Raw genomic sequence first — 23,299 nt, forward strand, 5'->3', positions numbered from 1 at the left:
GGCTTGCTCGGTTCACCTCGGCCCGCTTGCTGGGAAACACCGAGCTCTCCTGCGGACGCCTGACTCGGAGACCGCTATGCCAAGTGACCATCAACTACTTCCCGCTCTGTACGAACTCCGCGATCTCCCGCGTCAGTCGGTCGTCCTCGGTATTGATCGCATACACCTCGGACATGTGGCTGTGCTGCGGCAGCATCACCGCGCGGGCGCAGCCGGATGGCCGTTTGCAGGCGGCCTGCTTCAACAGGTCGAACTGCTCGACGAAGCGCGGCGGGTCGAGCTCGGCGGAGACGATCATGAGCGGCAGACTCGAGGCTTGCAGGCCTGATAGCGACGAGCGCTCCTTGAAGCGCGAGGGATCGGTGCCGAAATAGGCCATCTCCTGGTCGCCAAGCGGCGTCGCGGTGAGGTCGTAGACGCCCGAGGCCATGATCGCGCCCGCAAGGCCGCCGCCGGCGACCTTGTGGAATTCGGGATGCGCGACATAGGTCGCGACGTGCACCGCGCCGGCCGAATGGCCCATCAGATAGATGCGCGCGGGATCGCCGCCGTTCTCGGCGGCATGGGCGACCACCCATTGCACCGCGCTGGCGACGTCCTCGACGCCGGCAGGCCAGGGGAATTTCGGCGCGAGGCGGTAGGTGATGTCGACGCCGACGAAGCCGCTCTTCACCGCCCATAGCATGATGTTGTCGTAGAACGGGCCGTCCGGCGTGGTGCGCTTGTTGCCGCCGATGAAGGCGCCGCCATGCACGAAGATCAGCACGGGCCGGGGCGGGGCCGGGGCATCCGGTGTGAAGACGTCGAGCAGATTGCGTTCGGCCGTGCCGTATCTCACATCGCGCTGCACCTTGACGCCGGTGTAGGGTTCCTTGGCCTGCAGCGGCGCGTAGATCGCGGCGGTCTTCGGCGGGGCGATGACCCGACCCATCTCGATCAGCTTCCAGGCGATGTCGTCGGGCATCGGGCTCTGCTGCGCCTGCGTGGCGGTCGTCGCCAGCGTGGCTGCCAGGATCGCCAAGCCCAGTCGCGTGAGCGTCATTCGATTCGCTCCGATCAGTATCGATGGCCCAAGGGGCCGACTCACAAGCGGATTTATCGCGATTTCGCCGTGACTGGCAGTGGCTTTTGAGATACGCAACCTGCCATGAGCCGCCGTATCAAGCGAACCCAGACCCGATCCGATCGCCCGACCGATCGCCGCAGCGAGCGGCCGAAGGCCGAGGCGGCCCGCAGCGCAGGCGCCGCGGCCAAGCGTGAGTCTGCGAAGCGTCCCGATGCCGAGCGGCCGCGGCGCGACCGTTTTGCCGGTGACCGCGAGGCGGCACCGCGCGGCGATTTCGGGCGCGGCAAAGCCGAGCGCAGCCGTGCGCCGCGCGCCGAGGGAGAGGATCGCCGCGACAGCTTCGCGCCGCGCAAACAGCCGCCGGCCAAGCGCGCCGGCGCCGGCAAGCCGGCGCGGTTCAGCTCGGAGCATGCCGAGCGCAGGCCTGCGGCGCCGCCGCCGAAGAAGGTCGAGCCGGAGACGCCGTTGCTGCCGACGAAGGTGCAGACCGTGGTGGTCACGGCCGACGAGAACAACATGCGCGTCGACCGCTTCCTCGAGGCGCGCTTCCCCGGTCTGTCGTTCTCCCACATCCAGCGCATCGTCCGCAAAGGCGAGTTGCGCGTCGATGGCAAGCGCGCGGACTCCAAGGACCGCCTGGAGGAAGGCCAGAGCGTGCGCATTCCGCCGCTCAAGCTCGATGCGCCGAAGGAGCGCGCCGGCCTCTCCGAGGGCGAGCGAAAGACGCTGGAGAGCCTCAAGGCGATGACGCTGTACGAGGACGACGACGTGCTCGTCCTCAACAAGCCCGCCGGGCTCGCGGTGCAGGGCGGCTCCGGCATGACCCGCCACATCGACCAGATGCTGGAGGTGATGCGCGACGCCAAGGGCCAGAAGCCGCGGCTCGTGCACCGCATCGACCGCGAGACCTCCGGCTGCCTCCTGATCGCCAAGACCCGTTTCGCCGCCACGCATCTGACTGGCGCCTTCCGCAGCCGTTCCGCGCGCAAGATCTACTGGGCGCTGGTGGCGGGCGTGCCCAAGCCCAAGCAGGGCCGCATCTCCACGTATCTTGCCAAGGAGGAGAGCGAGGACGACACCATCATGCGCGTCGCCGCCCATGGCGACGAGGGCGCCAGCCACGCCGTGACCTACTATGCCGTGGTCGAGGCCTCGGCCAACAAGCTCGCCTGGGTGTCCTTGAAGCCGGTGACGGGGCGCACCCATCAGTTGCGCGCGCACATGGCCCATATCGGCCACCCCATCGTCGGCGACCCCAAATATTTCAACATCGAGAACTGGGCGCTGCCCGGCGGCCTGCAGAACCGGCTGCATCTCTTGGCGCGCCGCATCGTCATCCCGCATCCGCGCGGCGGGTTCATCGACGCCACCGCGCCGCTGCCGCCGCACATGCTGCAGTCGTGGAACCTGCTCGGCCTCGAGCATGACCGCTTCGACCCGATCGAGAACGCGCCGGAGGAGTGAGCGGCTCCGGAGCGCTCAGCCTCTCTGTTCGACGAGTTGAATGCCCGCGTCCCGCAGCGCGCAGAAGATGTTTTCGATATCCTCGGGCGGCATGTCCCATCCGCACAGCGCGTTCAACTCGTCGAAGGTGATCTTGCCATCCTGCTCGCTCATCGCGATCAGCCGGCGAACGATCTCCGGCATGTTCATGGTCGTCCTCCTCTTTGCAGCCTCTGCTTAAGGGGAGGAGAATCGGTTTCCGCTGCGGCCTTCAGTTCCGGAACTGCTGCAGGAACAGTGTGAGCGAATCGTGCGGGGTTTCGACATCGAGGATGACCCAGCCGTCCGGCCCCTTGACCACGATGAAGTTCATCGTCACGCGGTGACCCTGGTTGTCGAAGCTGGCGGCGACATAGGTCTTGTCGAACTGCCTGCGCACAATCGAGATCGCGACCGGGCCGAGCTTCCAGCGCGGGCTCTGCACCAGGAAATCGTAGGGCTCACGCCGCGGCGCCGTCCAGGCCCTGGCGAGGCTCGGATCGAAGAACTGCCGTGCGACCTCGGCCGTCCGCGGCAGCCCGGCGGAGAGCTCCGGCGCGCCCCGGCCGTAATGCGCATAGACGTTGCGCACCAGCGATTCCGGCGTGCGGAAGCCGGCTGCGGCCGGGACGGTGCTGCCGAGCAGGACGAGGGCGGAGAGCAGGGGACGCATCGGCAGCTCGCATTTCGGGCGGACAGGGCTTATCTACCGCGAAAACAACGGATCCCGTGTGATCATCCCGCGAGAGGGCTGGAATTCTGATGCGTGAACTGTTTGACGACGTCGTCGGCCGGTCGGCGCTCGATCCGCAGGAATCGGCGCGCCAGGCGATGCGGATGCCGCTGCGCAAGCGCTTCTACAAGGAGGCCGGGACCGCCGCCGCCGAGGGCGGCTTCAACGTGACCCTCGACGGCCGGCCGATCCGCACGCCGTCGGGGCGCGTCGTCATCGTTCCCGCCGGGGAGCTGGCGGCGGCCGTGGCCGCCGAGTGGCAGGCCCAGGGTGAGAACATCGATCCCGCCACGATGCCGCTGACGCGGTTCGCCAACAGCGTCGTGCAGTCGGTGGTCGACCGCACCGATGACGTGCGCGAGGACATTGCCAAATATCTCCAATCGGACCTGTTGTTCTACCGGGCCGGCCATCCTGAGGGGCTGGTCGCGCGCGAGGCCGAGCATTGGGACCCGGTGCTGGACTGGGCCCGCGATAGTCTCGGCGCGCATTTCATCCTGTCCGAAGGCATCATGCATGTGACCCAGCCGGAGGCTGCGGTTCAGGCGGCGCGCGGTGCGCTGCCGACCGGCCCGTGGACGGTGGCGGCGGCGCATGTCGTCACCACACTGACCGGCTCGGCGCTGCTGGCGCTGGCGCTGGTTCATGGGGTGCGCGACCCCGGCCAGGTCTGGTCGGCCGCCCATGTCGACGAGGACTGGAACGTCGCGCAATGGGGGGCCGACGAGGAGGCGATGAGCCGCCGCGCCGCCAAGCAGATCGACTACGAAGCCGCCGTCCGCATCCTCCAGGCGGTCGACGCCGCGCTCTGAGGCCGGTTAACGCCGGGTTTAGGGGCAACCGCTAGGCTGTGCGCGTAACCCGAGTACGCGCATGGTCCAGAGTGTCACCCCGTCGCCTTCCGTGAGCGCCGTCCGCGGCGTCGGCAGCTCGCCGGCCGGATCCACGGTGGCGGCAGCAACCACGCTGCAGGCCGGCGCACTGGTCAGCGCCAGGGTGCAGCAGGTGCTCGCCGAGAACCTGGTCCAAGTCGCGATCGGAAACCTGTCGATGGAGCTCGCGAGCGAGCTGCCGCTGCAGGCCGGCCAGACGGTGCAGGTCGCCGTGTCGCAGACCGCGCAAGGGCTGCAACTCGCCATCGTCGGGCAGGGCGGCAGCGCTGCCACTGGCACCACCGGCACCCCGACGCCGGCCGCCACCGTCGTCGACGTCACCGGCCGGCTGGCGCCGGCGTTGCCTCCGCCGCCGGATCCGCTGACCGGGCTGGAGCGGCTCGCATTGTCGATTGCCAGCGAGGAGGCGGCGACCCGCCAGGGCAGCCAGGGCCAATTGTTCGCCGATCTCCAGGCCGTCGCCGACTCGCCGAACCTTCCACCGGCCTTGCGCGCCGCCGTGGCCCAGGTGCTGGCGCAACAGACCCAGCTATCGCCGGCGCTGACCGCGGAGGATGTGCAGAACGCCGTACAGCATTCCGGCCTGTTCCTGGAATCCTCGCTCGCCAATGGCGCCGCCGGCGCCGGCACGCCCGACCTGAAGGCGGCGCTGATCGTGCTGCGCCAGACGCTGGCGACGGTGCTGCAGACCGCCGAGCCCGGCATGGCGGCGTCGACGCAGCCATCGCCCGGTGGCTCCTACGCCTCGGTGCTGTCCGAGGCCGGCCGCGCCGCCGCCGCGCAGCAACAGAGCGGCGCACCTTCGCTGGTGCCCGACATCGAGATCGAGCTGCCGCCCCAGCCCTGGGCCACGGGAATGGGGCGGCCCGACGCCGCGTCTGCCGGCTTCACCGGCTCGGCGCTGATCGAGGCCCTGACGGGTGCCAAGGCGCAGTCGCTCACGCCCGGCACGGTGCTGGCCGTGCTGCAGGAAGCGCAGCAGCAGATTCCGCGCGCCGCCGGCCTCATTCCCGGACGCAACGCCAATGGTCGCGCCGATATGGTCGTGCGCACCAACACGCCGCCGCCGCCGTTCCGCGGGGCTGCACCGATGCCGCAGGCCGTGGCGACGCCGACGCTCGGCCCGGACATGCCGCTACCGGCGATCGCGCACCGCCTGCTCGACGAGACCGACCAGGCGCTGTCGCGCCAGACCCTGCTGCAGGTCGCCTCGCTGCCGGATCGTCCGGACGCCTCGACCGCGCGCACCGATCCCGCGCCGCCGCGCTGGAACTTCGAGATTCCCTTCGCTACCCCGCAGGGCACGGCCATGGCGCAGTTCGAGATCTCGCGCGACGGCGGCACGCAATCGCCGGACGCCGCCAAGCGCGTCTGGCGGGCGCGCTTCTCGCTCGACGTCGAGCCGGCCGGCCCGGTGCATGCGATGATCAGCTTCAGCGCCGAGCGCACCTCCGTGCGGATGTGGGCCGAGCGTCCGGTCACCGCCGCGCGCTTGCGCGCCGGTCTCTCCGAACTGAGCCAGGCCCTCAGCCGTGCCGAGCTCTCGCCGGGCGATCTCGTGGTGCAGGACGGCGCGCCGCCGGCGGCGATGCCGCCCAGGGCCGGCCATTTCCTGGATCGCGCGCTATGAGCATCGAGGTGAAGGCCGCCAACAAGACCCAGCTCGCCGTCGCCTTGCACTATGACAAGGGCCAGGGCGCGCCGCGCGTCGTCGCCAAGGGCAAGGGCACGATCGGCGCCAAGATCATCGAGGTCGCGAAGGCGCACGACATCCCGATCGAGGAGAACGAGGTGCTGGCCGGCGCGCTCTCCAATGTCGAACTCGGCGACGAGATCCCGGAGGAGCTCTACAAGGCCGTCGCCGAGGTGCTGGTGTTCGTGCTCAATCTGTCGCGGCCGATGCGCTGAGCGCGCCGCATTTGTGATCTCCGTCATGCGTCGGTCGTCACCGCCCTGTGATAGGGAGGAGCCGACGACGACGGAGAAATTCGCGATGCCCATGATGAGCCGCCGCCACGTGCTCGCCCTGATGACCGGCGCCAGCCTGCTGCCCGGACGTTCTTTCGCGCATGTCGCGCCGCCGCGCAACGAGATCCGCAGCGATCTCGCCAAGCGCTTCACCGACGAAGGCACCAAGGGGACTTTCCTGGCCTACAAGGTCGAGGAATATCTCGTCATCGCCAGCGACACCGATCGCTCCGGCGAGGCAAGGCTGCCGGCCTCGACCTTCAAGATCGCGAACTCGCTGATCGCGCTGGAGACGGGCGTCGTCGAGGATCCCGACAAGGACGTGTTCAAATGGGACGGCGTCACGAGATCGATCGAGGCCTGGAACAAGGATCACACCTTGCGCAGCGCGATCGCGGTCTCCGCCGTGCCGGTCTATCAGGAGATCGCGCGCCGCATCGGCGCTGAGCGGATGCAGAAATATCTCGAGGAGCTCGACTACGGCAATCACGACATCGGCGGCGGCATCGACCAGTTCTGGCTGACAGGCGCGCTTCGCATCGATCCCGTCGAGCAGGTCGATTTCATCGATCGCCTCAGGCGCGGCGCGCTTCAGGTCTCCAAGCGCAGCCAGGATCTGACCCGCGACATCATCCCCGTGACCAAGGTCGGCGATGCCGTCATTCACTTCAAGTCCGGACTGCTCGGCAAGGAGCAGGGGTCGCTCGGCTGGATGGTCGGCTGGGTCGACAAGGGCGATCAGCCGACCGTGTTCGCGCTCAACATGGACTGCCCGGAGCCGCGCCACGTCGAGGCTCGGATGACGCTGACGCAGGCGTGCCTGAAAGACATCGGCGCGATGTGAATCGAACTGCCGTGATGTCGTGGCGTAGCCCGGATGAGCGCAGCGATATCCGGGATCAGCGAACGTGAGTTCCTCAAGGACCAGGACACTGTCGTCATTGCGAGGAGCGAAGCGACGAAGCAATCCAGAGTCATCGAGGGATTCTGGATCGCTTTGCTTCGCCGCTTCGCGCGCAATGACGCGGAGTTGTTGGTGGCCTATCTCCGCGCCAGCTCCAGGTCGACGCCCCTGATCTCCGTGCCTGCCGGGCGGATCGACACGGTCTGTCGGCGTCCCTGCGTCGTCAGCGACAGCCCGGCGGAAAACGTCTGCCCACGCGCCTGGGCTTCGATGCGGTTGCCGACCGCGCGGCCCTCGATCGTGCCGGATGCGTTGTGGCTCGATTCGCTCCATTGCCCCGAGATCTCGCCGCCGCGATAGGCGACGTCGCTGGAGAGGTCGATGTTGTAGCTGTCGCTCGCGCAGCGGATGTTGAGCCGGAGCTGCTCGCCGGCGCCGCCGACGTCATAGGCCGCGCGGCAGCGCAGCCGCTCCTGGTTGCCGTCGGACATGCTGATCACGCCGCCGCCGGTCCAGGAGCCCTCCAGCCCCCGGAACGGCGCGGCAGGCGCCGCATGGGCCGCGCCGCCCAAGGCGAGGGCGGTCAGCAAAGTTGGGATCGCAAGGCGAGAGGCGCGCATCATCGGGCTCCGTTTCATCGTCGAAAAGTGAGCGACAACGCAGCAAGACCCGATGCGTTCGACCTGTCACCTCAAGAATTGATCCAAATCGTTCTATTTTTGCTCACGACAGTTTGAACAGTGCGCGCAGGAAATCCGTCACCGCCTGGCGGGCGGCCTCCGCGGTGGCGGGGTTGCCACCGACATGCGGATCGAACTCGACGCAGGCGTCCTGATAGGTGAAGGGCTGCTGCGTGTCGGCATTGATCAGCATCCCGCCGTCGCTCTCCTTGATGTGGCAGTTGCGCACGGTCTGCGCCTTCGGCGCGACGGCGAGCATGTTGGCGCCGAGCAGGCCGAGATCGAAGCCGTGCGGCGAGTCCGGATATTCGGTCAGCGCGACGTCGCGGCCCGCTGCCTTCAGCCGCTCGACATAGGCCTTGCAGGTCCGCACCGGATTGTAGTCGTCCGGTCCGCCGTGAAAGATCCGGATCGGCCGCGCCACGACGTCGGTCTCACCGAGGTAGGTCGTCGAGCAGTCCGGATAGAACGGGATGTAGGCGGCAAATTGCAGCCCGGAATTGTTCCAGCGCTTGTGGAAGCGCTGGAGGCTCGCATACAGCGCCGCCTGTCCGCCGCGTGAAAAGCCCATCAGCACGATGCGCTCGGGATCGACGCGCGGATGCTTCGCCAGCACGTCCAGCGCACGATAGATGTCCATGATCAGGTTCAGCCGGCCGAGCTGGGCCTGGTTGGTGCTGGTCGCGGTGATGCCGCGCCCGGTGAAGCCGTCGATCGCGAAGGTCGAGATCCCCATTGCATTGAAGGTGCGGCTCCAGGCTGCGATGTTGGCGCCGACGCCGCCCGAGCCGTGCATCAGCACCACCACCGGCAGCCTGCCGCTGCCCTGCGCCACGCGCATTTCGCCGACGACGGTGACCGGCTTGCCGCCGTCGTCGCCGGAGAGGAACTGCCGGTCAGATAGCGTGAGCGAGGGGATCGGATACATCTCGACCCGGGCCGGCACGTCCTTGGTGATGCCTTGCGCGCTCGCGCTGCCGCCGAGCCCAGGACCGAGTGCAGCGAGCAGCATCATGACCACCGCCGTTGCTGCCGAACGCCGCGCTGGTCCAGCGGTGGTCTGCGATACGCGTCTGAGACAGAAACAGGCGCGCGCGGCAAGCGCCAACGGCGCGCTACCATGGTGTCGCTCCATGACCGTCCTCCTGGCTCGCCGCTTGTGGCGCGGCTTTGCAACCAAGTAGAACGAGCGATCATGGCGCTGTCAAACCATCCCGTGAGATGCATGGTGGACAACGGATCGAGGGGGCATGTGCGTTGCTCGGGCGGGCAGCCCGGCGGAGAGCGGTATGCTGATCACGCGGCGCTCGTGCGACCGTTTGGCGATCGCGGCCTCTGCGCCCGGTAACGTGATCAGGACGAGGCGATCATCGACCGTCAGCGTCGCGTGATCCGACTTGCGGGTGATCCATTATCCTTTCGGTGTCGTTGCGGATTCTTCGTGCCTTTCGGACTCCGCATCAACGCCCGGGAAGCAAAGCGCGACATATCGCCCAGCATCCTTGCAGACTTCTGCGATGATACATGGTGCGCAGTTGTCGCAGTCGCCGCATGTTGCGGAAAAATTCTGGATTGCAGCTATCAGTTCGCCTATGAGGAGCGCACGAACGTTCGCCGGCTCGCGACGGTGGCATACGACGCGCCGAGTTGGTGAGCGACGATCTGGAAGACGGGCGGCGGATCCTCGGCGATCCGATGTCCTCGATAATCGTCCAGCATCCATGCGCGCCGGCGACGTAACAAGATGGACTTCATGCTGAGAGAGCAATTGATCCGTTCGGCGGGCGCGACGATCTGTGCGGTCTCGTTTCTCACGCTTGCAGCATGCAGCGACCGTGACGGCTCCGGTGCCTCCCAAGCGTCGAGCCCGCCCGAGGTCGGCGTGATCACGGTCGAAGCGGCGCCGGTGACGTTGACCAAGAACCTGCCGGGGCGGATCACGTCGATGCGGATCGCCGAGGTGCGGCCGCGCGTCAGCGGCATCGTGGTCGAGCGCAGCTTCGAGCAGGGTGCGCTCGTCGAGGCAGGCGCCGTGCTGTACCGGATCGATCCGGCGCCGTTCCAAGTCGAGCTCGACAAGGCTCGCGCTGCGCTCGCCAAGGCGGAGGCCGTGCTCTATCAGGCCGATCGCCAGGAAGACCGCCTCAAGACCTTGTTGACCGGCCAGGCCACGTCCCAGGCGCAGTACGAGCTCGCGGTTGCCTCCGAGCGCCAGGCCGAGGCCGACGTTGCGGCCCAGAAGGCCGCGGTCGCGCAGGCGCAGCTCAATCTTGATTGGGCGACGGTGCGCGCGCCGATCAGCGGCCGCATCGGCCGTGCGCTGGTCACCGAAGGCGCGCTGGTCAATCCCAACGAGACGACTCATCTCGCCACCATCCAGCAGCTCGATCCGGTCTATGCCGACTTCACCCAGTCGGTTGCCGAGCTGAACGAACTGCGGCGCGATCTCGCGGAAGGGCGGCTGAAGAGCGTTGCGCCTGACGCGGCGCGCGTCCGCCTCGTGTTGGACGACGGCTCAATCTACAAGCATGCAGGGCGCCTGCTGTTCTCCGACGTCAGCGTCGATCCGGGCACCGCCAAGGTGACGTTGCGCGGCGAGTTTCCGAATCCCGAAGGCGAGCTGCTGCCCGGTATGTATGTCCGGGTGCAGATCGAGGAGGCGATCGATACCAACGGCATCGTGGTCCCGGCGCAGGCTGTGCAGCGCACGACGTCGGGCAGCAGCGCCGTCTATGTCGTCAATGACGAAGGCCGCGCCACCCTTCAGCCGGTACGTGCCGGGCGCACGCTCGCCTCCGGCGTCCTGATCGAGGATGGCCTCAAGCCCGGCTGGCGCGTCGTCGTCGACGGCGTCCAGAAGGTGGCGCCCGGCAGTGCCGTCACAGCCGTGCCCTGGAAGGTTTCCGGCTCCGACAAGCCGTCCGCCTCGAACTGACGCAGTCACGGCCCGGAGGTTGTCATGTCGCGCTTCTTCATCGCACGTCCGATCTTTGCCTGGGTCGTGGCGATCTTCATCTGCCTGGCCGGCGTGCTGTCGATTCCGTTCCTGCCCGTCGCGCAGTATCCGATCATCGCGCCGCCCTCGATCTCGATTTCGACCGCCTATCCCGGCGCGTCGACCGAGAACCTGTATTACAGCGTCACGCGCCTGATCGAGGAGGAGCTGAACGGCGCCGCCGGCATCCTGAACTACGAATCGACCAGCGACACCACCGGCGAGGTCGAGATCCTCGCTTCGTTCAAGCCGGGCACCGACATCGACCTCGCCTCCGTCGACGTCCAGAACCGCATCAAGCGCATCGAGCCGCGCCTGCCCGAGGCGGTGCGGCAGCAGGGCATCGTCATTCTCGAGGCGAGCAGCGCCATCCTGCAATTCGTCACCTTGACCTCGACCGACGGCAGTCTCGACGAGATCGGGCTCGGCGACGTCGCGACGCGCTACGTGCTGCCCGAGCTGCGCCGGCTGCCCGGCGTCGGCCGTGCGCGGCTGTTCGCCACCGAGCGCGCGATGCGCATCTGGCTCGATCCCGACAAGCTGCTCGGCCTCGGCCTCACGCCGCAGGACGTCGATCAGGCGATCGCGGCGCAGAACGCGCAGGTCGCCTCCGGCCAGCTCGGCGTGCAGCCGTCGCCGACCCGCCAGCGGGTGCAGAACACCGTGCTGGTGAAGGGCCAGCTCGAGTCGCCGGAGGAGTTCGGCAACATTGTGCTGCGCGCCAACCTGAATGGCTCGGCCGTGCGGCTTGCGGACGTCGCGCGCATCGAGGTCGGCGGTCTCTCCTATGCGTTCTCGTCCTGGCTCAACGGGAAGCCCGCCGCCTCGGTCGCGGTGCAACTGGCGCCGGCCGGCAATGCGCTCGCCACCTCCAAGGCGGTCAAGGCGCGGATGGAGGAGCTTGCCGCGTTCTTTCCCCCGGGCGTGAAGTACGAAGTCTCCTACGACGTGACCCCGGTGATCGCGGCCTCCGTCAAGAAGGTGCTGATGACGCTGGGCGAGGCCGTCGTGCTGGTGTTCCTGGTGATGTTCCTGTTCCTGCAGAACATCCGCTACACGTTGATCCCGACCATCGTGGTGCCGATCGCACTGCTCGGCACCTGCGGCGTGCTGCTCGCGCTCGGGTTCTCCATCAACGTGCTGACGATGTTCGGCATGGTGCTCGCGATCGGCATCCTCGTGGACGACGCCATCGTCGTGGTCGAGAACGTCGAACGCATCATGGCGGAAGAGGGGCTGCCGCCGCGCGAGGCGACCGACAAGGCGATGGATCAGATCACCGGCGCGGTGATCGGCATCACGCTGGTGCTGATGGCCGTGTTCGTGCCGATGGCCTTCTTCCCGGGCTCGGTCGGCATCATGTATCAGCAGTTCTCCGCCGCCATGGTGGTGTCAATCGGCTTTTCGGCGTTCCTCGCGCTGTCGCTGACGCCCGCGCTGTGCGCGACCCTGCTGAAGCCGATCGAGAAGGGGCACGGCCACGCCGCACGCGGCTTCTTCGGCTGGTTCAACCGCCGCTTTGCCGCGGCGACCAACCGCTACAGCCAGGCGACGCGCTGGATCGTGGCGCGCGCCGGACGCTTCATGATCGTTTATGCACTGATCCTGGCGGGGCTCGGCTATTCGTTCTGGCGCATGCCCGGCGGCTTCCTGCCGGTGGACGACCAGGGCTTCGTCATGGTCGACGTGCTGGCGCCCGCCGATGCCAGCGCCAACCGGACCCTCGACATCTTGCAGGAGGTCAACGAGAAGCTGGTCGCGACGCCCGGCATCGACACGGTGTCGTTCGTCGCCGGCTTCAGCTTCTACGGCCAGGGCGCCAACACCGCGCAGGCCTTCGTGACGCTGAAGGACTGGTCGGAGCGCAACAAGGCCCAGAGCGCGGACGCCCTGATCGCCAAGCTCAATCCGCAGTTCGCGAAAATCCGTGATGCCGAGGTGTCGGTGCTGGCGCCGCCGCCGATCGACAATCTCGGCAACACCTCCGGCTTCAGTTTCCGCCTGCAGGATCGCTCGCAGCGCGGCTATGATGCGCTGATGGCGGCCAAGGATACGCTGTTTGCGGCCGCGGCGAACTCGCCCGTGCTCGGCAAGCTGAGCGTCGAGGGGCTGCCGCCGGCGCCCTCGGTCCGTCTCGAGATCGACCGTGCCAAGGCGGCCGCGCTCGGCGTGACCTTCGCGGCCATCAACGGCGCGCTGTCGACGAGCCTCGGCTCGAGCTACATCAACGACTTCCTCAATCTCGGCCGCATGCAGCGCGTGATCGTGCAAGCCAATGAGGACAAGCGCCTCAAGCCGGAGGACCTGCTGACCTACAGCGTGCGCAACACGGCCGGCGAGATGGTGCCGTTCTCCTCCTTCGCCCGCCTGTCATGGGTGGTCGGGCCGACCCAGGTCGTCGGCTTCGACGGCTACCCGTCGGTCCGCATCACCGGCAATCCCAAGCCGGGCTACACCTCCGGCGACGCGATCGCCGAGATGGAGCGGCTGATGGGCACCTTGCCGAAGGGCTTCGGCTACGCCTGGACCGGCCAGTCGCTGCAGGAGAAGCTTGCGGGATCGCAGGCCGCGTTCCTGCTCGGGCTGTCGATCCTGTTCGTCTTCCTCTGCCTCGCCGCGCTGTACGAGAGCTGGGCGATCCCGTTCGCGGTCATGCTCGCCGTGCCGCTCGGCCTGATCGGCTCGGTCGCCGCGGCCTGGCTGCGCGGCCTGCCGAACGACGTCTATTTCACCGTTGGCGTCATCACCATCATCGGCCTGTCGGCGAAGAACGCGATCCTGATCATCGAGTTCGCCAAGGACCTGCGGGCGCGCGGGATGCCCCTGATCGAGGCCACCGTCACCGCCTGCGAGCTGCGCTTCCGGCCGATCATCATGACGTCGCTGGCCTTCATCCTCGGTGTCGTGCCGCTGGTGATCGCCACGGGGGCGAGTGGCGCGAGCCAGCAGGCGCTGGGCACGGGCGTGCTCGGCGGCATGATCACGGCGACCTTCCTCGCGGTGCTCTGGGTGCCGGTGTTCTTCGTCGTGGTGATCCGGTTCTTCACCCGCGACAAGCCGGCCGCGGCGACGCCGAACCGGGAGCTGCCGTCGGCCGCGCACTGATCCGGGGCGTGCAGGGGACGCGCCGTCCGATCAGGCTGCGGCCCGGCCGATCCGGCCGAGATGGGTGAAGCCGAAGCCGTCGGCGTATTTCAAACCGTAGCCGGCGAGGCGGTCGACGCCGATATGGGCAAGCCAGACGGTCGCGATCGCCGTGACCAGCGGTTGTCCGGCCAGGAGTCCGAGGGCGAGCAGGGCGGCGGGCGCCAGCGTGCTGTGGACGGCATTGTAGACGACCGCGCCGACGCGCGGTCCGCCGAGATAGGCCGCGAAGCTGGTGTCCGGGGCCAGAAACAGCGCCGCGAACAGCCACCACGACCCGCCCTGGTGGGCATAGAAGGCGGCTGCGCCGGCGGCCAGCGCCAGCCCTTCGAGCCGCAGCAGCAGGCGCGGGCCGCCACGGACGGCGCCATGGGATGTGCCGGAAGGCTCAGTGACCAGATCCGGTTGAGCGGCCATATCCATGATTCTGCTTCCAATTCCGAACTGTGGGAGGAGGGGTGGCGCGGCCGAAAGCGGCTTTCCGGCTCCGAAATAGCCGTGATAGAAGGCCGCCAACAGTCACGACATCGGGAACGGGCGGGAAGCGCATGAAGGACATCCTGGACACCCTCGAGGAGCGGCGCAAAGGCGCCAAGCTCGGCGGCGGCGAGAAGCGCATCGAGGCGCAGCACGCACGCGGCAAGCTGACGGCGCGGGAGCGCATCGAGCTGCTGCTCGACAAGGGCTCGTTCGAGGAGTTCGACATGTTCGTCGAGCACCGTTCGACCGAGTTCGGGATGGAGAAGACCAAGGTCCCGGGCGATGGCGTCGTCACCGGCTGGGGCACCGTCAACGGCCGCAAGACTTTTGTGTTCGCCAAGGACTTCACGGTGTTCGGCGGCTCTTTGTCCGAGACCCACGCGCTGAAGATCACCAAGCTGCAGGACATGGCGATGAAGGCGAGGGCGCCGATCATCGGCCTCTATGACGCCGGCGGCGCCCGCATCCAGGAGGGCGTCGCGGCGCTCGCGGGCTATTCCTACGTGTTCCGCCGCAACGTGCTGGCGTCCGGCGTGATCCCGCAGATCTCGGTGATCATGGGCCCGTGCGCCGGGGGCGACGTGTATTCGCCGGCGATGACCGACTTCATCTTCATGGTGAAGAACACCAGCTACATGTTCGTGACCGGCCCGGATGTCGTGAAGACCGTCACCAACGAGGTCGTGACCGCGGAGGAGCTCGGCGGTGCCTCGGTGCATGCGACGCGCTCCTCGATCGCCGACGGCGCCTTCGACAACGACGTCGAGACGCTGCTGCAGATGCGCCGCCTCATCGACTTCCTGCCGTCGAACAACTCCGACGGGGTGCCGGAATGGCCGAGCTTCGACGACATCGAGCGTGTCGACATGTCGCTCGACACGCTGATCCCGGACAATCCGAACAAGCCCTACGACATGAAGGAGCTGATCCTGAAGGTCGTCGACGAGGGCGACTTCTTCGAGATCGCGGAAGGCTTCGCCAAGAACATCGTCACCGGCTTCGGCCGCATTGCCGGCCGCACCGTGGGCTTCGTCGCCAACCAGCCGATGGTGCTGGCCGGCGTGCTCGACAGCGACGCCTCGCGCAAGGCCGCGCGCTTCGTCCGCTTCTGCGACGCCTTCAACATCCCGATCGTCACCTTCGTCGACGTGCCGGGCTTTCTGCCGGGCACCGCGCAGGAATATGGCGGCCTGATCAAGCATGGCGCCAAGCTGTTGTTCGCGTACTCGCAATGCACGGTGCCGCTCGTCACCGTGATCACCCGCAAGGCCTATGGCGGCGCCTTCGACGTCATGGCGTCCAAGGAGATCGGCGCCGACATGAACTACGCCTGGCCGACGGCGCAGATTGCGGTGATGGGCGCCAAGGGCGCCGTCGAGATCATCTTCCGCGCCGACATGGCGGATCCGGAGAAGATCGCCGCGCGCACCAAGGAATACGAGGACCGCTTCCTGTCGCCGTTCATCGCTGCCGAGCGTGGCTACATCGACGACGTCATCATGCCCCACTCCACCCGCCGCCGCATCGCCCGTGCGCTCGCCATGCTGCGTGACAAGAAGATGGAGATGCCGGCCAAGAAGCACGACAATCTGCCGCTGTGAGCGGCGGTTGAAGAGCAGGGAGGGCGGCGCACGGCGGGTCGCCGTCGTATTTGACGAAGTCTGGCGGCCGCCGCGCGCTGCCGCCGGATCGGCGCGGCAATCTGCGCCGTTTTCGCCCCTGGCGTTAAGCTTACGGCTTAACTAACCTTTAACGAAGGGTTTGCGGGAACTGGGCCGCTGGCCTAGCCTTTGTCGATCGCTGATGGGTCAGAAGAGTAGGGTCGCGTATCATGGCTGTTAGAACATCGGCATATCGGAATTCCAGAGTTCTGGTCGTCTGCGCGGCCGCCGCCGCGCTGGTGTTCTCCTCCGAGGCCGCGTCGGCCCGGTCTGGCGTTGCCGTGGCTGCGCCCGTGGCCGCCGGTCAGGCGGGGGCAAGCCAGGTCGTCCCGCCGGCGCCTGGCGTGCGGCCCTTCGTCCGTCACCACCACCGCGGCTATCGTTCCTATCTGCCGGCTGCCGCCGCGTTCGCCTATGGCGGCTATGGCGAGCCCGTGCCGCAGCAGATCCCCGAGCACACATCGGCCGATGTGCGCTACACCTATACCTACGACGTCCCGTGGGACTGGGTCCACCGCTTTCCGCCGAACGTCGTGCCGTCGGATCGCCCCTATGTGTCGAGCTGCCCGATGCAGACCGTGACGGTGCCGGGACGCCGCGGCGGCGATCACTCCGTCACGATCACCCGCTGCTACTGACGTTTTGAGCCAGCTCAATGCGACCCGTGTGAACCGGCGCTAGATTTCATCAAATACCGACCGGCCTCGCTCGCGCGAGGTCGCGAGGTGACGAGGCCCGGACTCCTAGGCACTCCGGGCCTCGTTGATTCTGATAGTCTCCCGTCATCGCGCGAGTCGGCGCGGGGAGGCTCCAATGATCGAGACGACGGCGAGGTCGCGTTTTTTGATCGTGCGCATCTGCATGGCGCTGATGATATCGGCCGCCGCCGCTCAAGCCGCCGGCGCCGATGAGACCGTGACGATCGGCGGCTCCCGCGTCGCCCTGATCAGGCCGGCCTCGGTGCGCGCCAGCGTGATCCTGCTGCCCGGCGGCGACGGCGCCATCAATGTCGGCGATCGCGGCGACATTCACGGCCTGCTCGGCAACCAGCTGGTGCGCACGCGCAACGCCTATGCCGCCCGCGGGCTCGCCGTCATGGTCGCGGACGCCAGCACCGATTTGAAGGCCGCGGTGGACTACATGGCCGCGATCAAGCGGCCGGTGACGGTGATCGGGACCAGCCGCGGCACGTTGCGCGCCGCGGAAGGCATTGCCCGCGGTGCCCGGCCGGATGCGCTGGTGCTGACTTCGGGCTTCCTCAGCCCGGAGTCCGGCAGCTCCTCGAACGTGATGTCGATCCTTGGCTCGCCCTCCGCCTTGCCGCGGACGCTGGTCATTCATCACACCAGTGACGGCTGCAAGTTCACGCTGCCGGCGGGCGTCGATCCATTCATCAGATGGTCGGGCGGCCGCGCGCGGGTGAAGTGGCTGTCGGGCGGCGCGGAGGCGGGGGACCCCTGTCAGGCGCGCGGCCATCACGGCTTCAACGGGCTCGACGGGCAGGTGGTCGGCCTGGCCGCAGGGTTTCGCTGAGCGGCCGATTGCAGGTAGACTCCGCGGCAACACCAACATGGTCCGGAGGAAACTCGATGCCGTCAGCCATTTTCGTCGTTCGCGCGACCCTGCCTGATCCCGCCCGGCGCGATGAGTTCGATCGCTGGTATCGCGACGTTCATCTGCCCGACGCGATCAGGAGTTTTGGCGTGCGCAAGGCGTGGCGGATGTGGAGTCTCGCTGATCCCTCGGTGCATCAGGCGATGTATCAGTTCGATGCCATCGACGCGATGGAGCGCGCCGTCGGCGGCGACGAGATGAAGCGCCTGATCGCCGACTTCAATCGCGACTGGCCCGACGTGACGCGGACGCGTGAGAGCTTCGTACTGGCGGACGGATTTCCAGTTGATTCTTGACTTTGGGTGCATTCTCATCGAGCTGCGGTAGCCATCAATTCGCAAGTGGCCACCAAATGCTCGCAATCGGAGATGAATTTTCTTCAGCATCCGCACAATGGCCGACCAGGTGTTCAACAATCTAGCAATTGTCTCGCTCGTACGGCGTCACTTTGGCTGAGGCCAGAAGAGCAGCTAAGCACAATTCAGCCAAGACGAAGAAACGCATTTTGCGCAGTTCGTAAGCAATCGGACAATGCGCACTTGGACAATAGCGTATTTCACCCAACTCGTAAGGCCGGTGCTGGATGCTCTCGGCGCTTTCGGAAATGATGGTCTCACGCGGTCGAGGCCCGCCAGCAAAATCTTCAACCGGTCTATATCTCCTTCAGGATTGCTTCTATTTCGGGTATCAAGTTCCGCCCGGGACAGTCGGTAGGGGCATGAAGTTTGTGGATGGTGACGCTGGACGTTGGAAGATTCCAACGAATTAAGAGCCACTTCAATAGGCCTCGCAATGCTTCTCTTTGCCCTGGGCGTACCACTTCATGTTCGAAGTCACCCTCGACAGCAATCTGAATGTAACCTCTAGGATCGTAGCCCGTATTAGTGTCACCGGCGAACCTTACATCCCGTCCCTCAGCGATGGAGCCCCTTGCGTCGATGTAGAAATGATAAGGTACATCGGGCCAGGATGGTTTTGACTTTGATGGTGAGACTCGACCTGGCGATTGCGAGAATGCCTGCAAGCCGCGCATCTTCGCCTCGATGCTCGTCGAGTTGTTACTGCGAACCCCCGTATGATGTATAATTATGCCAATTACAGTCTGGGCTGTCATTCCACCATTTGCCGGTTTCGCTCCCCATTGTTCGCGCGACACGATCTCCGGCTGCACGCCCTGAACATCGGGGTTTCGGTCAGCAAAGGACCGCTCGGTACCGGTCGCGCTGCAATTCGAAAGGGTTGCAGCGAGGGCGAGTAACAAAACGAGCTGCTTCCCCATGGCCATTCCTTCGGGTCTGAAGTCGAATAGAGCGTATCCGGGTGCTATTAGGAATGCCTGGACAATGGTCAGGGCGGCCCAAGCTGGACGATCGGCACCAAAGTTAGGCGCGCTTCAGCAGCTATTCTTAAAGTATGCTGTTGGATAGCCGCGCTGCTTGTATCCTTGTGCGGCGCTCTGGGCTGTGTCCCTGTTCAGCGGGCCGACTCCGACACAGTACCAGCCGGCGCGGAAGTTAGGATAGTAATTACGAGCATTTGTGTCGATGAGTTGTGCTTGAAGCGCACCGCTGATTCCGCGGGCGACACTCAGATCTTCGGAACAATATGCTATCGCGTAGTAGCCGCACCTGCGGCCCCCTTCTGAGGGCGGGTTCGGCTGCGTAGGGCTGGGTGCTAAAGCTGCGTTGGGCGCCTGAAGAGCAGCGGGTGCCATCGCCGTTGCAGGTCGGGCACTCGAGTTGGCCTTCTCATTTTCAGAGTCGGCCCTTTCAAAGACGGCATTTGCGAAGCAAGGGCTTGAGCCACTCTTCAACTCCCATACCATCTTGGCTTGAGCATTCGTAGTAAGAATGAGGTAGTAACAGGTAAATCCAGCGCCAGCGATCTGATAGTTCGATCCGCTCTCGCCCCTTGAACTCGTGATGGAGGCCTGACCGAGATTGGGTAAGCTAGCTTCGCGCGTCTGACCAATCTTGTTGAAGACGATGTGCGGTCCAGGCGGACTGATCGAAACCCACACGCCATCGAACATTTGTAAGGCATCGTCGGCGAGCGCATTTGTCGAGAAAGCCAATGATACGCTCGTCACCCCGGCAACGAGAAAGACGGGAACGCGCATCGCTCACTGCTCCGCGCTAGGGAGGATCTTTCTTGAAATGCGCAGATGGGAAACACACCGAGGAGCCGCCTTTGAGTTCCCAGGTCATCTCGCTATTGTTTATCTTGCCGACGAAGTATTGACACGAAAAGCCCTCGCCGGAGACTAGGAAGTTCGACCCGTTCTCGCCGTTTGAAACTCGGATGGCCGCCTGTCCTAAGACAGGAAGGCTGGCTTCACGAGAGTTGAGGCCCACCTTGTTGAAGATGAAGTGCGGACCGGGCGGATTGACCGAAACCCAAACGCCGTTGAAAATGTCCAGCGCGTCCGCCCGAGCGTTAGCGGTTGCAAAAACAAGGAGGTACCCAAGAGCTATCAAAAAACAGCGCATTGCGCTTCCCCTTCAGGTTAATATACTAAGGTCAAAAAGCCGTATGCGCGGCATTGCCAAGGCTACAACCACTGCATTAGGATTTCCAGTGTTTTGACGAGGCCCGGACTGAGCACGGAATAAGGGCAGAGGGGGATAGTATGTTGATAGTTAGGGTATGGAAGAGTGATTTCTCTTCGAAGCTTCTGGTGGCCGGCCTCTGCGCAGCCTTTTTCCTGCCTCAAGCCCAAGCGCAAACTCAAGGCCTTCTCGATGGTCGGTTGCTCGGCAACTGGCTCAAGAGTGGATCCGGAGACAATATTCGCTTTCTGTCAAATGGTGATTTGAACATTTCGTTTTCCGGGGCGGCAACCGTTTTCAACGGAGTCGGATCGGTCGAGAGGTGTGCCGATGGCGGCGCGAATATTTGCCTGGTCGGGCCACGCTTTAGGTGTGCCTACCGGTATGCTTTTGCCGGTGAAGGACTAAATCTCTCGTTCCGTACAGGTGGGCCGGACGTGGCCTGTAGAGCCGCGGCAGGCGATTACCGGCGGGTGGAGCCCTAAGCGACTGGGGCTACTTCCGTTCTGAATCGTGTCCATCGAGCAGTCCCGGCGGGGCTTTTGATCCATTGGTCCCGCAAAAACGTCTGCTGACGGTTTGAGTGATTGCTTGCGCTATTTGAGCCTGCATTGTCTCCGTTTGAAGATTGATTTCGTCCGCTCGGTTGACGATCACGCCCGCCTCAAGGAGCAGAGCCGGATAGAAAGCTTCCTTCAGCACGGCTAACCGATCATTCAGATAGATCCCGCGCTGCCGATCAATGAGTTTTCGCCCTTCACCGGGAATCTTCATCGCATGGTGCAACGAAGGCCGCAGTCCTTGCCTGATCAGTTCATCTGCCAAAATCTGGGCAGCCGCTAAGCTTTCGGCAAACTTGGGAGTGAGCTCAGACAGGAAGATCGAAAAGCCGGAAAATTCGTCGCTGTAATGGTTTGCTCGTCCGGCGAAGCTCCATTCATGGATGAATAGCGGCTGAACTGAATCGTGATGAATGGAGATAAATAGAGTTGGAGAATAGCGCTTTGCCTGGGCGACGCGGTTGAGTAGCTGATCTTGACCTATGCCGTGTACGACCAGCACGCTCACAAGGTATCCCGACCTTGCAAGTTCCAATGAAACCCTGCGAGCGAGTTTGAGGTTGAACTCAAACTCCGGCACGCCGCGCGCGCTAGTCGCTCCGGGTTGCTCAGGCGTGTGGCCGACGTCCAGCATAACCTTCGCGATCGATGTGCAGTGCGGCGCAGACGCTGACTGTGATGCTGCGGTCGGTATCAGAGCGATACTGCTAAGGCTGCTCGCGAGAAGGACAGCTCGAAGGCAAGATAATGCTCGCATGGAGGCCCCGGTCCAAAGCACCGCTTCTAATGCACTTGTCGATGGAGACCGATCCGATCAATCATACGGTTGTGTTCGAGGGAACTGTTAGCAGCCGTCACCACTGCGAAGCCGAGATAAGCAGGCTTTCAACTGGGAAATCCGCCTCGAGTAGGCGCTCGCCAAGCAAGTTATATTCGTAGCACAGGCATTTCGATCGTTGGACAACCAACTCTTCTCGGTTGCAGCCAGTCGTGAAGAGCTGGCTGCGTCACCGTTGCTGCGAGCGTAAGCCTGAGCCGATGTATACAAAGCGTCAAGATTTTGATCGAGCTGAGCTAGGCCGCTGTCTGAACAGACAGTTCGTTCCGCCTCATTCAAACGCGCGGAGCAGGAGAAGCTCGGAGAGACGGGGGGGCGAGGCGGTGGAGGTGGCGGTAACGGTGTCGGTGCCGGTGCCGGTACTGGTACCGGGCTATCGGCTTGCTCGAAAGCAGCTGACTTGAAACAGACGTCCCCACCGCTCTTCAGCTCCCAGACCATTCTTGTCCGCTGGTTGGTGGTGAGTATTAGGTAGAAGCAGGTGAACCCTGGGCCCGAGATTCGGAAATTTGATCCGTCTTCTCCATTGGATGGACCTATCGTGGCTTGGCCTAGTATCGGCAAACTAGCCTCTCTTTGACCCAGGCTGATCGTATTAAACACGACGTGCGGTCCCGGCGGGTTAACTGCCACCCACACGCCGTTGAAAATCTGTGTTGGATCGCCCTGCGCCTGAGCGCCGACGGCTGAGGCTAGGGAGCTCAACAACACCAAGGTAATGGCACGATAAAACACTGCTTGCTCTGAACGTTTCTTCAATTCGGGTGCTCAGTCTAATCCGCTCGCCAGCGGCTGATCAAGCCATACTCGACTGGACCGCGTACGCTCCTCCCGAGGCCGGATCATTATTGCCGCGCCATGTCCGATCGTTACGTGCTGGTCATCCGAACGCGTAGTTCTCCGCCTATTCAAGCGTTCACTCACGAGCGTCGTCCTGAATCGTAGTCGGCAACATTGAACGTCGGGGCTTTCCGCACGTGGCTATGGCATTGGGGTGTATGGTCGCCGCAAGCGTCGCACTCGTTGCAACCTCGTCGGCCGCTGCACCGCCGTCAGCCGCGCCGCTCGACGATGGCGCCGCGGTGGAGCGCGCGATCGGCGGCGTGAGATGTCGCGGCTGATCGCGGACTTCAATCGCGATCGGCCGGGTGTGACGCGTATGCGCGCGAGGTCGTGCTGGCGCAGACGGTCGACGCATGCTCGGTGCCGCCGGAAGAAGCCCTTTCGGATCACGGGGACGACGTGTCGATGGTATCATGTGCGCGCCATTTGGCTGTGATCGACTAAGTTCAGCTCACGTTCAGGTGATGGGTCGAATACTCCCTTCATGCCCTGGCTCGTGCATCATGGAGGCGTGCGATGGAACGACGGAACTTCCTCAAGCTGGCATTGGGGTTCGGCTGCACGGCGGCGGCCGGCGCCGTGCTCCGCACCACCGATGCGGTCGCTGCGCCGCTCGCGCCATTGCCGCTGAACGAGGCGGCGCCTTCAGCCAGGGATCAGCACGTCGAGCCCGCGGTCGGTTCGCAGGATGAGGCCGACCGGCTCGCGCCGGAGCAGGTTCGCTGGGGGCATCACGGACACCATGGTCACGGACACCATTGGGGCTGGCGCCGGCGGCATTGGGGTTGGCGGCGCCGTCATTGGGGCTGGCGCCACCATCATCGGCACTGGCACCGCCATTGGCATCGCCGCCACCATTGGTGATCGGCGCAGCCGCATTGCGAGAAAG

22 protein-coding genes are annotated in these 23,299 nt (G+C 65.1%); 12 read left to right on the forward strand and 10 right to left on the reverse strand.

Annotated elements, in window-relative coordinates; translation table 11 throughout:
* Window positions 1–94: 94 nt before the first annotated feature.
* Window positions 95–1,042: an alpha/beta hydrolase gene (locus QX073_RS03215; RefSeq protein ID WP_316202170.1), complete on the reverse strand. Its 948-nt coding sequence runs from the start codon at window positions 1,040–1,042 to the stop codon at window positions 95–97.
* A 105-nt stretch (window positions 1,043–1,147) separates the two neighbouring features.
* Between QX073_RS03215 and QX073_RS03220 the strand changes: the two genes are divergently transcribed.
* The gene (locus QX073_RS03220) at window positions 1,148–2,530 is read left to right on the forward strand and encodes an RluA family pseudouridine synthase (RefSeq protein WP_316202169.1); all 1,383 of its coding nucleotides are present in this window, start codon (window positions 1,148–1,150) and stop codon (window positions 2,528–2,530) included.
* Window positions 2,531–2,545: 15 nt separating this feature from the next.
* Here QX073_RS03220 and QX073_RS03225 read toward each other — a convergent pair whose 3' ends face one another.
* Together QX073_RS03225 and QX073_RS03230 are read right to left on the reverse strand one after the other, a co-directional pair.
* Window positions 2,546–2,719: an RNA polymerase sigma factor region1.1 domain-containing protein gene (locus QX073_RS03225; RefSeq protein ID WP_315749636.1), complete on the reverse strand. Its 174-nt coding sequence runs from the start codon at window positions 2,717–2,719 to the stop codon at window positions 2,546–2,548.
* A gap of 61 nt (window positions 2,720–2,780) precedes the next feature.
* Window positions 2,781–3,221, reverse strand: a complete 441-nt coding sequence (locus QX073_RS03230; protein WP_315827345.1) for a hypothetical protein — start codon at window positions 3,219–3,221, stop codon at window positions 2,781–2,783.
* Window positions 3,222–3,310: 89 nt separating this feature from the next.
* Here QX073_RS03230 and QX073_RS03235 point away from each other — a divergent pair, with 89 nt between their 5' ends.
* The 4 genes from QX073_RS03235 to blaOXA all read left to right on the forward strand — a co-directional run bounded on the left by QX073_RS03235 (window position 3,311) and on the right by blaOXA (window position 6,986).
* Window positions 3,311–4,093, forward strand: coding sequence for an ATP12 family chaperone protein (locus tag QX073_RS03235; protein ID WP_316192725.1), 783 nt, complete (start codon window positions 3,311–3,313; stop codon window positions 4,091–4,093).
* Window positions 4,094–4,154: 61 nt separating this feature from the next.
* Window positions 4,155–5,804, forward strand: coding sequence for a flagellar hook-length control protein FliK (locus tag QX073_RS03240; RefSeq protein ID WP_316192724.1), 1,650 nt, complete (start codon window positions 4,155–4,157; stop codon window positions 5,802–5,804).
* Window positions 5,801–6,082: an EscU/YscU/HrcU family type III secretion system export apparatus switch protein gene (locus QX073_RS03245; protein WP_315714536.1), complete on the forward strand. Its 282-nt coding sequence runs from the start codon at window positions 5,801–5,803 to the stop codon at window positions 6,080–6,082. Before QX073_RS03240 ends, QX073_RS03245 begins: the two co-directional genes overlap by 4 nt.
* An 85-nt stretch (window positions 6,083–6,167) precedes the next feature.
* Window positions 6,168–6,986, forward strand: coding sequence for an OXA-1091 family oxacillin-hydrolyzing class D beta-lactamase (gene blaOXA, locus QX073_RS03250; RefSeq protein WP_315827348.1), 819 nt, complete (start codon window positions 6,168–6,170; stop codon window positions 6,984–6,986).
* Window positions 6,987–7,183: 197 nt separating this feature from the next.
* Here blaOXA and QX073_RS03255 read toward each other — a convergent pair whose 3' ends face one another.
* Window positions 7,184–7,669, reverse strand: coding sequence for a hypothetical protein (locus tag QX073_RS03255; protein ID WP_315714534.1), 486 nt, complete (start codon window positions 7,667–7,669; stop codon window positions 7,184–7,186).
* A gap of 100 nt (window positions 7,670–7,769) precedes the next feature.
* Complete coding sequence (locus QX073_RS03260; RefSeq protein WP_316225300.1) at window positions 7,770–8,741, reverse strand: dienelactone hydrolase family protein; 972 nt, start codon at window positions 8,739–8,741, stop codon at window positions 7,770–7,772.
* Window positions 8,742–9,479: 738 nt separating this feature from the next.
* Between QX073_RS03260 and QX073_RS03270 the strand changes: the two genes are divergently transcribed.
* Window positions 9,480–10,661, forward strand: a complete 1,182-nt coding sequence (locus QX073_RS03270; protein WP_316192723.1) for an efflux RND transporter periplasmic adaptor subunit — start codon at window positions 9,480–9,482, stop codon at window positions 10,659–10,661.
* A 24-nt stretch (window positions 10,662–10,685) separates the two neighbouring features.
* Window positions 10,686–13,826 carry an efflux RND transporter permease subunit gene (locus QX073_RS03275; protein ID WP_315749646.1) on the forward strand — a complete coding sequence of 1,047 codons (3,141 nt, stop codon included), beginning with the start codon at window positions 10,686–10,688 and terminating at the stop codon, window positions 13,824–13,826.
* A gap of 30 nt (window positions 13,827–13,856) precedes the next feature.
* Here QX073_RS03275 and QX073_RS03280 read toward each other — a convergent pair whose 3' ends face one another.
* Window positions 13,857–14,288, reverse strand: coding sequence for a DUF4260 domain-containing protein (locus QX073_RS03280; protein ID WP_316225301.1), 432 nt, complete (start codon window positions 14,286–14,288; stop codon window positions 13,857–13,859).
* Window positions 14,289–14,413: 125 nt separating this feature from the next.
* Between QX073_RS03280 and QX073_RS03285 the strand changes: the two genes are divergently transcribed.
* The 4 genes from QX073_RS03285 (at window position 14,414) to QX073_RS03300 (ending at window position 17,916) form a co-directional block, all read left to right on the forward strand.
* Window positions 14,414–15,946, forward strand: a complete 1,533-nt coding sequence (locus QX073_RS03285; RefSeq protein WP_009027335.1) for an acyl-CoA carboxylase subunit beta — start codon at window positions 14,414–14,416, stop codon at window positions 15,944–15,946.
* A 230-nt stretch (window positions 15,947–16,176) separates the two neighbouring features.
* Window positions 16,177–16,644, forward strand: coding sequence for a hypothetical protein (locus QX073_RS03290; RefSeq protein ID WP_316225302.1), 468 nt, complete (start codon window positions 16,177–16,179; stop codon window positions 16,642–16,644).
* A gap of 175 nt (window positions 16,645–16,819) precedes the next feature.
* A complete protein-coding gene (locus tag QX073_RS03295; protein ID WP_316225303.1) occupies window positions 16,820–17,539 on the forward strand; it encodes an alpha/beta hydrolase in 720 nt (239 codons plus the stop codon).
* A 56-nt stretch (window positions 17,540–17,595) separates the two neighbouring features.
* Window positions 17,596–17,916 (forward strand): hypothetical protein, encoded by a 321-nt coding sequence (locus tag QX073_RS03300; protein ID WP_315827353.1) that lies wholly within the window; start codon window positions 17,596–17,598, stop codon window positions 17,914–17,916.
* Window positions 17,917–18,272: 356 nt separating this feature from the next.
* On the opposite strand, the gene QX073_RS03305 is transcribed toward QX073_RS03300, so the two are convergent.
* The 4 genes from QX073_RS03305 to QX073_RS03320 form a co-directional block, all read right to left on the reverse strand.
* The gene (locus QX073_RS03305) at window positions 18,273–18,899 is read right to left on the reverse strand and encodes a peptidoglycan recognition family protein (protein WP_315749652.1); all 627 of its coding nucleotides are present in this window, start codon (window positions 18,897–18,899) and stop codon (window positions 18,273–18,275) included.
* A 114-nt stretch (window positions 18,900–19,013) separates the two neighbouring features.
* Entirely contained in the window at window positions 19,014–19,739 is a 726-nt protein-coding gene (locus QX073_RS03310) for a hypothetical protein (protein ID WP_315749654.1), read from the reverse strand.
* A gap of 16 nt (window positions 19,740–19,755) precedes the next feature.
* Complete coding sequence (locus QX073_RS03315; protein ID WP_315749656.1) at window positions 19,756–20,109, reverse strand: hypothetical protein; 354 nt, start codon at window positions 20,107–20,109, stop codon at window positions 19,756–19,758.
* 555 nt (window positions 20,110–20,664) lie between these two features.
* Window positions 20,665–21,363: an N-acetylmuramoyl-L-alanine amidase gene (locus QX073_RS03320; protein WP_316225304.1), complete on the reverse strand. Its 699-nt coding sequence runs from the start codon at window positions 21,361–21,363 to the stop codon at window positions 20,665–20,667.
* 1,563 nt (window positions 21,364–22,926) lie between these two features.
* Here QX073_RS03320 and QX073_RS03325 point away from each other — a divergent pair.
* Window positions 22,927–23,274: a hypothetical protein gene (locus QX073_RS03325; RefSeq protein ID WP_316164578.1), complete on the forward strand. Its 348-nt coding sequence runs from the start codon at window positions 22,927–22,929 to the stop codon at window positions 23,272–23,274.
* The last annotated feature ends 25 nt before the right edge of the window (window positions 23,275–23,299 follow it).

It is taken from the genome of Bradyrhizobium sp. SZCCHNS3052 (assembly GCF_032484495.1).
GTDB lineage: Bacteria > Pseudomonadota > Alphaproteobacteria > Rhizobiales > Xanthobacteraceae > Bradyrhizobium.

Excerpts from the sequence above, each read along its gene's own strand:
- QX073_RS03245 (WP_315714536.1), top strand. The coding sequence starts at position 5,801 with ATGAGCATCGAGGTGAAGGCCGCCAACAAGACCCAGCTCGCCGTCGCC.
- QX073_RS03215 (WP_316202170.1), bottom strand. The coding sequence starts at position 1,042 with ATGACGCTCACGCGACTGGGCTTGGCGATCCTGGCAGCCACGCTGGCG.
- QX073_RS03275 (WP_315749646.1), top strand. The coding sequence starts at position 10,686 with ATGTCGCGCTTCTTCATCGCACGTCCGATCTTTGCCTGGGTCGTGGCG.
- QX073_RS03220 (WP_316202169.1), top strand. The coding sequence starts at position 1,148 with ATGAGCCGCCGTATCAAGCGAACCCAGACCCGATCCGATCGCCCGACC.
- QX073_RS03325 (WP_316164578.1), top strand. The coding sequence starts at position 22,927 with ATGGAACGACGGAACTTCCTCAAGCTGGCATTGGGGTTCGGCTGCACG.
- QX073_RS03310 (WP_315749654.1), bottom strand. The coding sequence starts at position 19,739 with ATGCGCGTTCCCGTCTTTCTCGTTGCCGGGGTGACGAGCGTATCATTG.
- QX073_RS03255 (WP_315714534.1), bottom strand. The coding sequence starts at position 7,669 with ATGATGCGCGCCTCTCGCCTTGCGATCCCAACTTTGCTGACCGCCCTC.
- QX073_RS03230 (WP_315827345.1), bottom strand. The coding sequence starts at position 3,221 with ATGCGTCCCCTGCTCTCCGCCCTCGTCCTGCTCGGCAGCACCGTCCCG.
- QX073_RS03270 (WP_316192723.1), top strand. The coding sequence starts at position 9,480 with ATGCTGAGAGAGCAATTGATCCGTTCGGCGGGCGCGACGATCTGTGCG.
- QX073_RS03260 (WP_316225300.1), bottom strand. The coding sequence starts at position 8,741 with ATGATGCTGCTCGCTGCACTCGGTCCTGGGCTCGGCGGCAGCGCGAGC.
- QX073_RS03280 (WP_316225301.1), bottom strand. The coding sequence starts at position 14,288 with ATGGATATGGCCGCTCAACCGGATCTGGTCACTGAGCCTTCCGGCACA.
- QX073_RS03315 (WP_315749656.1), bottom strand. The coding sequence starts at position 20,109 with ATGCGCTGTTTTTTGATAGCTCTTGGGTACCTCCTTGTTTTTGCAACC.
- QX073_RS03295 (WP_316225303.1), top strand. The coding sequence starts at position 16,820 with ATGATCGAGACGACGGCGAGGTCGCGTTTTTTGATCGTGCGCATCTGC.
- QX073_RS03320 (WP_316225304.1), bottom strand. The coding sequence starts at position 21,363 with ATGCTGGACGTCGGCCACACGCCTGAGCAACCCGGAGCGACTAGCGCG.
- blaOXA (WP_315827348.1), top strand. The coding sequence starts at position 6,168 with ATGCCCATGATGAGCCGCCGCCACGTGCTCGCCCTGATGACCGGCGCC.
- QX073_RS03240 (WP_316192724.1), top strand. The coding sequence starts at position 4,155 with ATGGTCCAGAGTGTCACCCCGTCGCCTTCCGTGAGCGCCGTCCGCGGC.
- QX073_RS03285 (WP_009027335.1), top strand. The coding sequence starts at position 14,414 with ATGAAGGACATCCTGGACACCCTCGAGGAGCGGCGCAAAGGCGCCAAG.
- QX073_RS03235 (WP_316192725.1), top strand. The coding sequence starts at position 3,311 with ATGCGTGAACTGTTTGACGACGTCGTCGGCCGGTCGGCGCTCGATCCG.
- QX073_RS03305 (WP_315749652.1), bottom strand. The coding sequence starts at position 18,899 with ATGGGGAAGCAGCTCGTTTTGTTACTCGCCCTCGCTGCAACCCTTTCG.
- QX073_RS03225 (WP_315749636.1), bottom strand. The coding sequence starts at position 2,719 with ATGAACATGCCGGAGATCGTTCGCCGGCTGATCGCGATGAGCGAGCAG.
- QX073_RS03300 (WP_315827353.1), top strand. The coding sequence starts at position 17,596 with ATGCCGTCAGCCATTTTCGTCGTTCGCGCGACCCTGCCTGATCCCGCC.
- QX073_RS03290 (WP_316225302.1), top strand. The coding sequence starts at position 16,177 with ATGGCTGTTAGAACATCGGCATATCGGAATTCCAGAGTTCTGGTCGTC.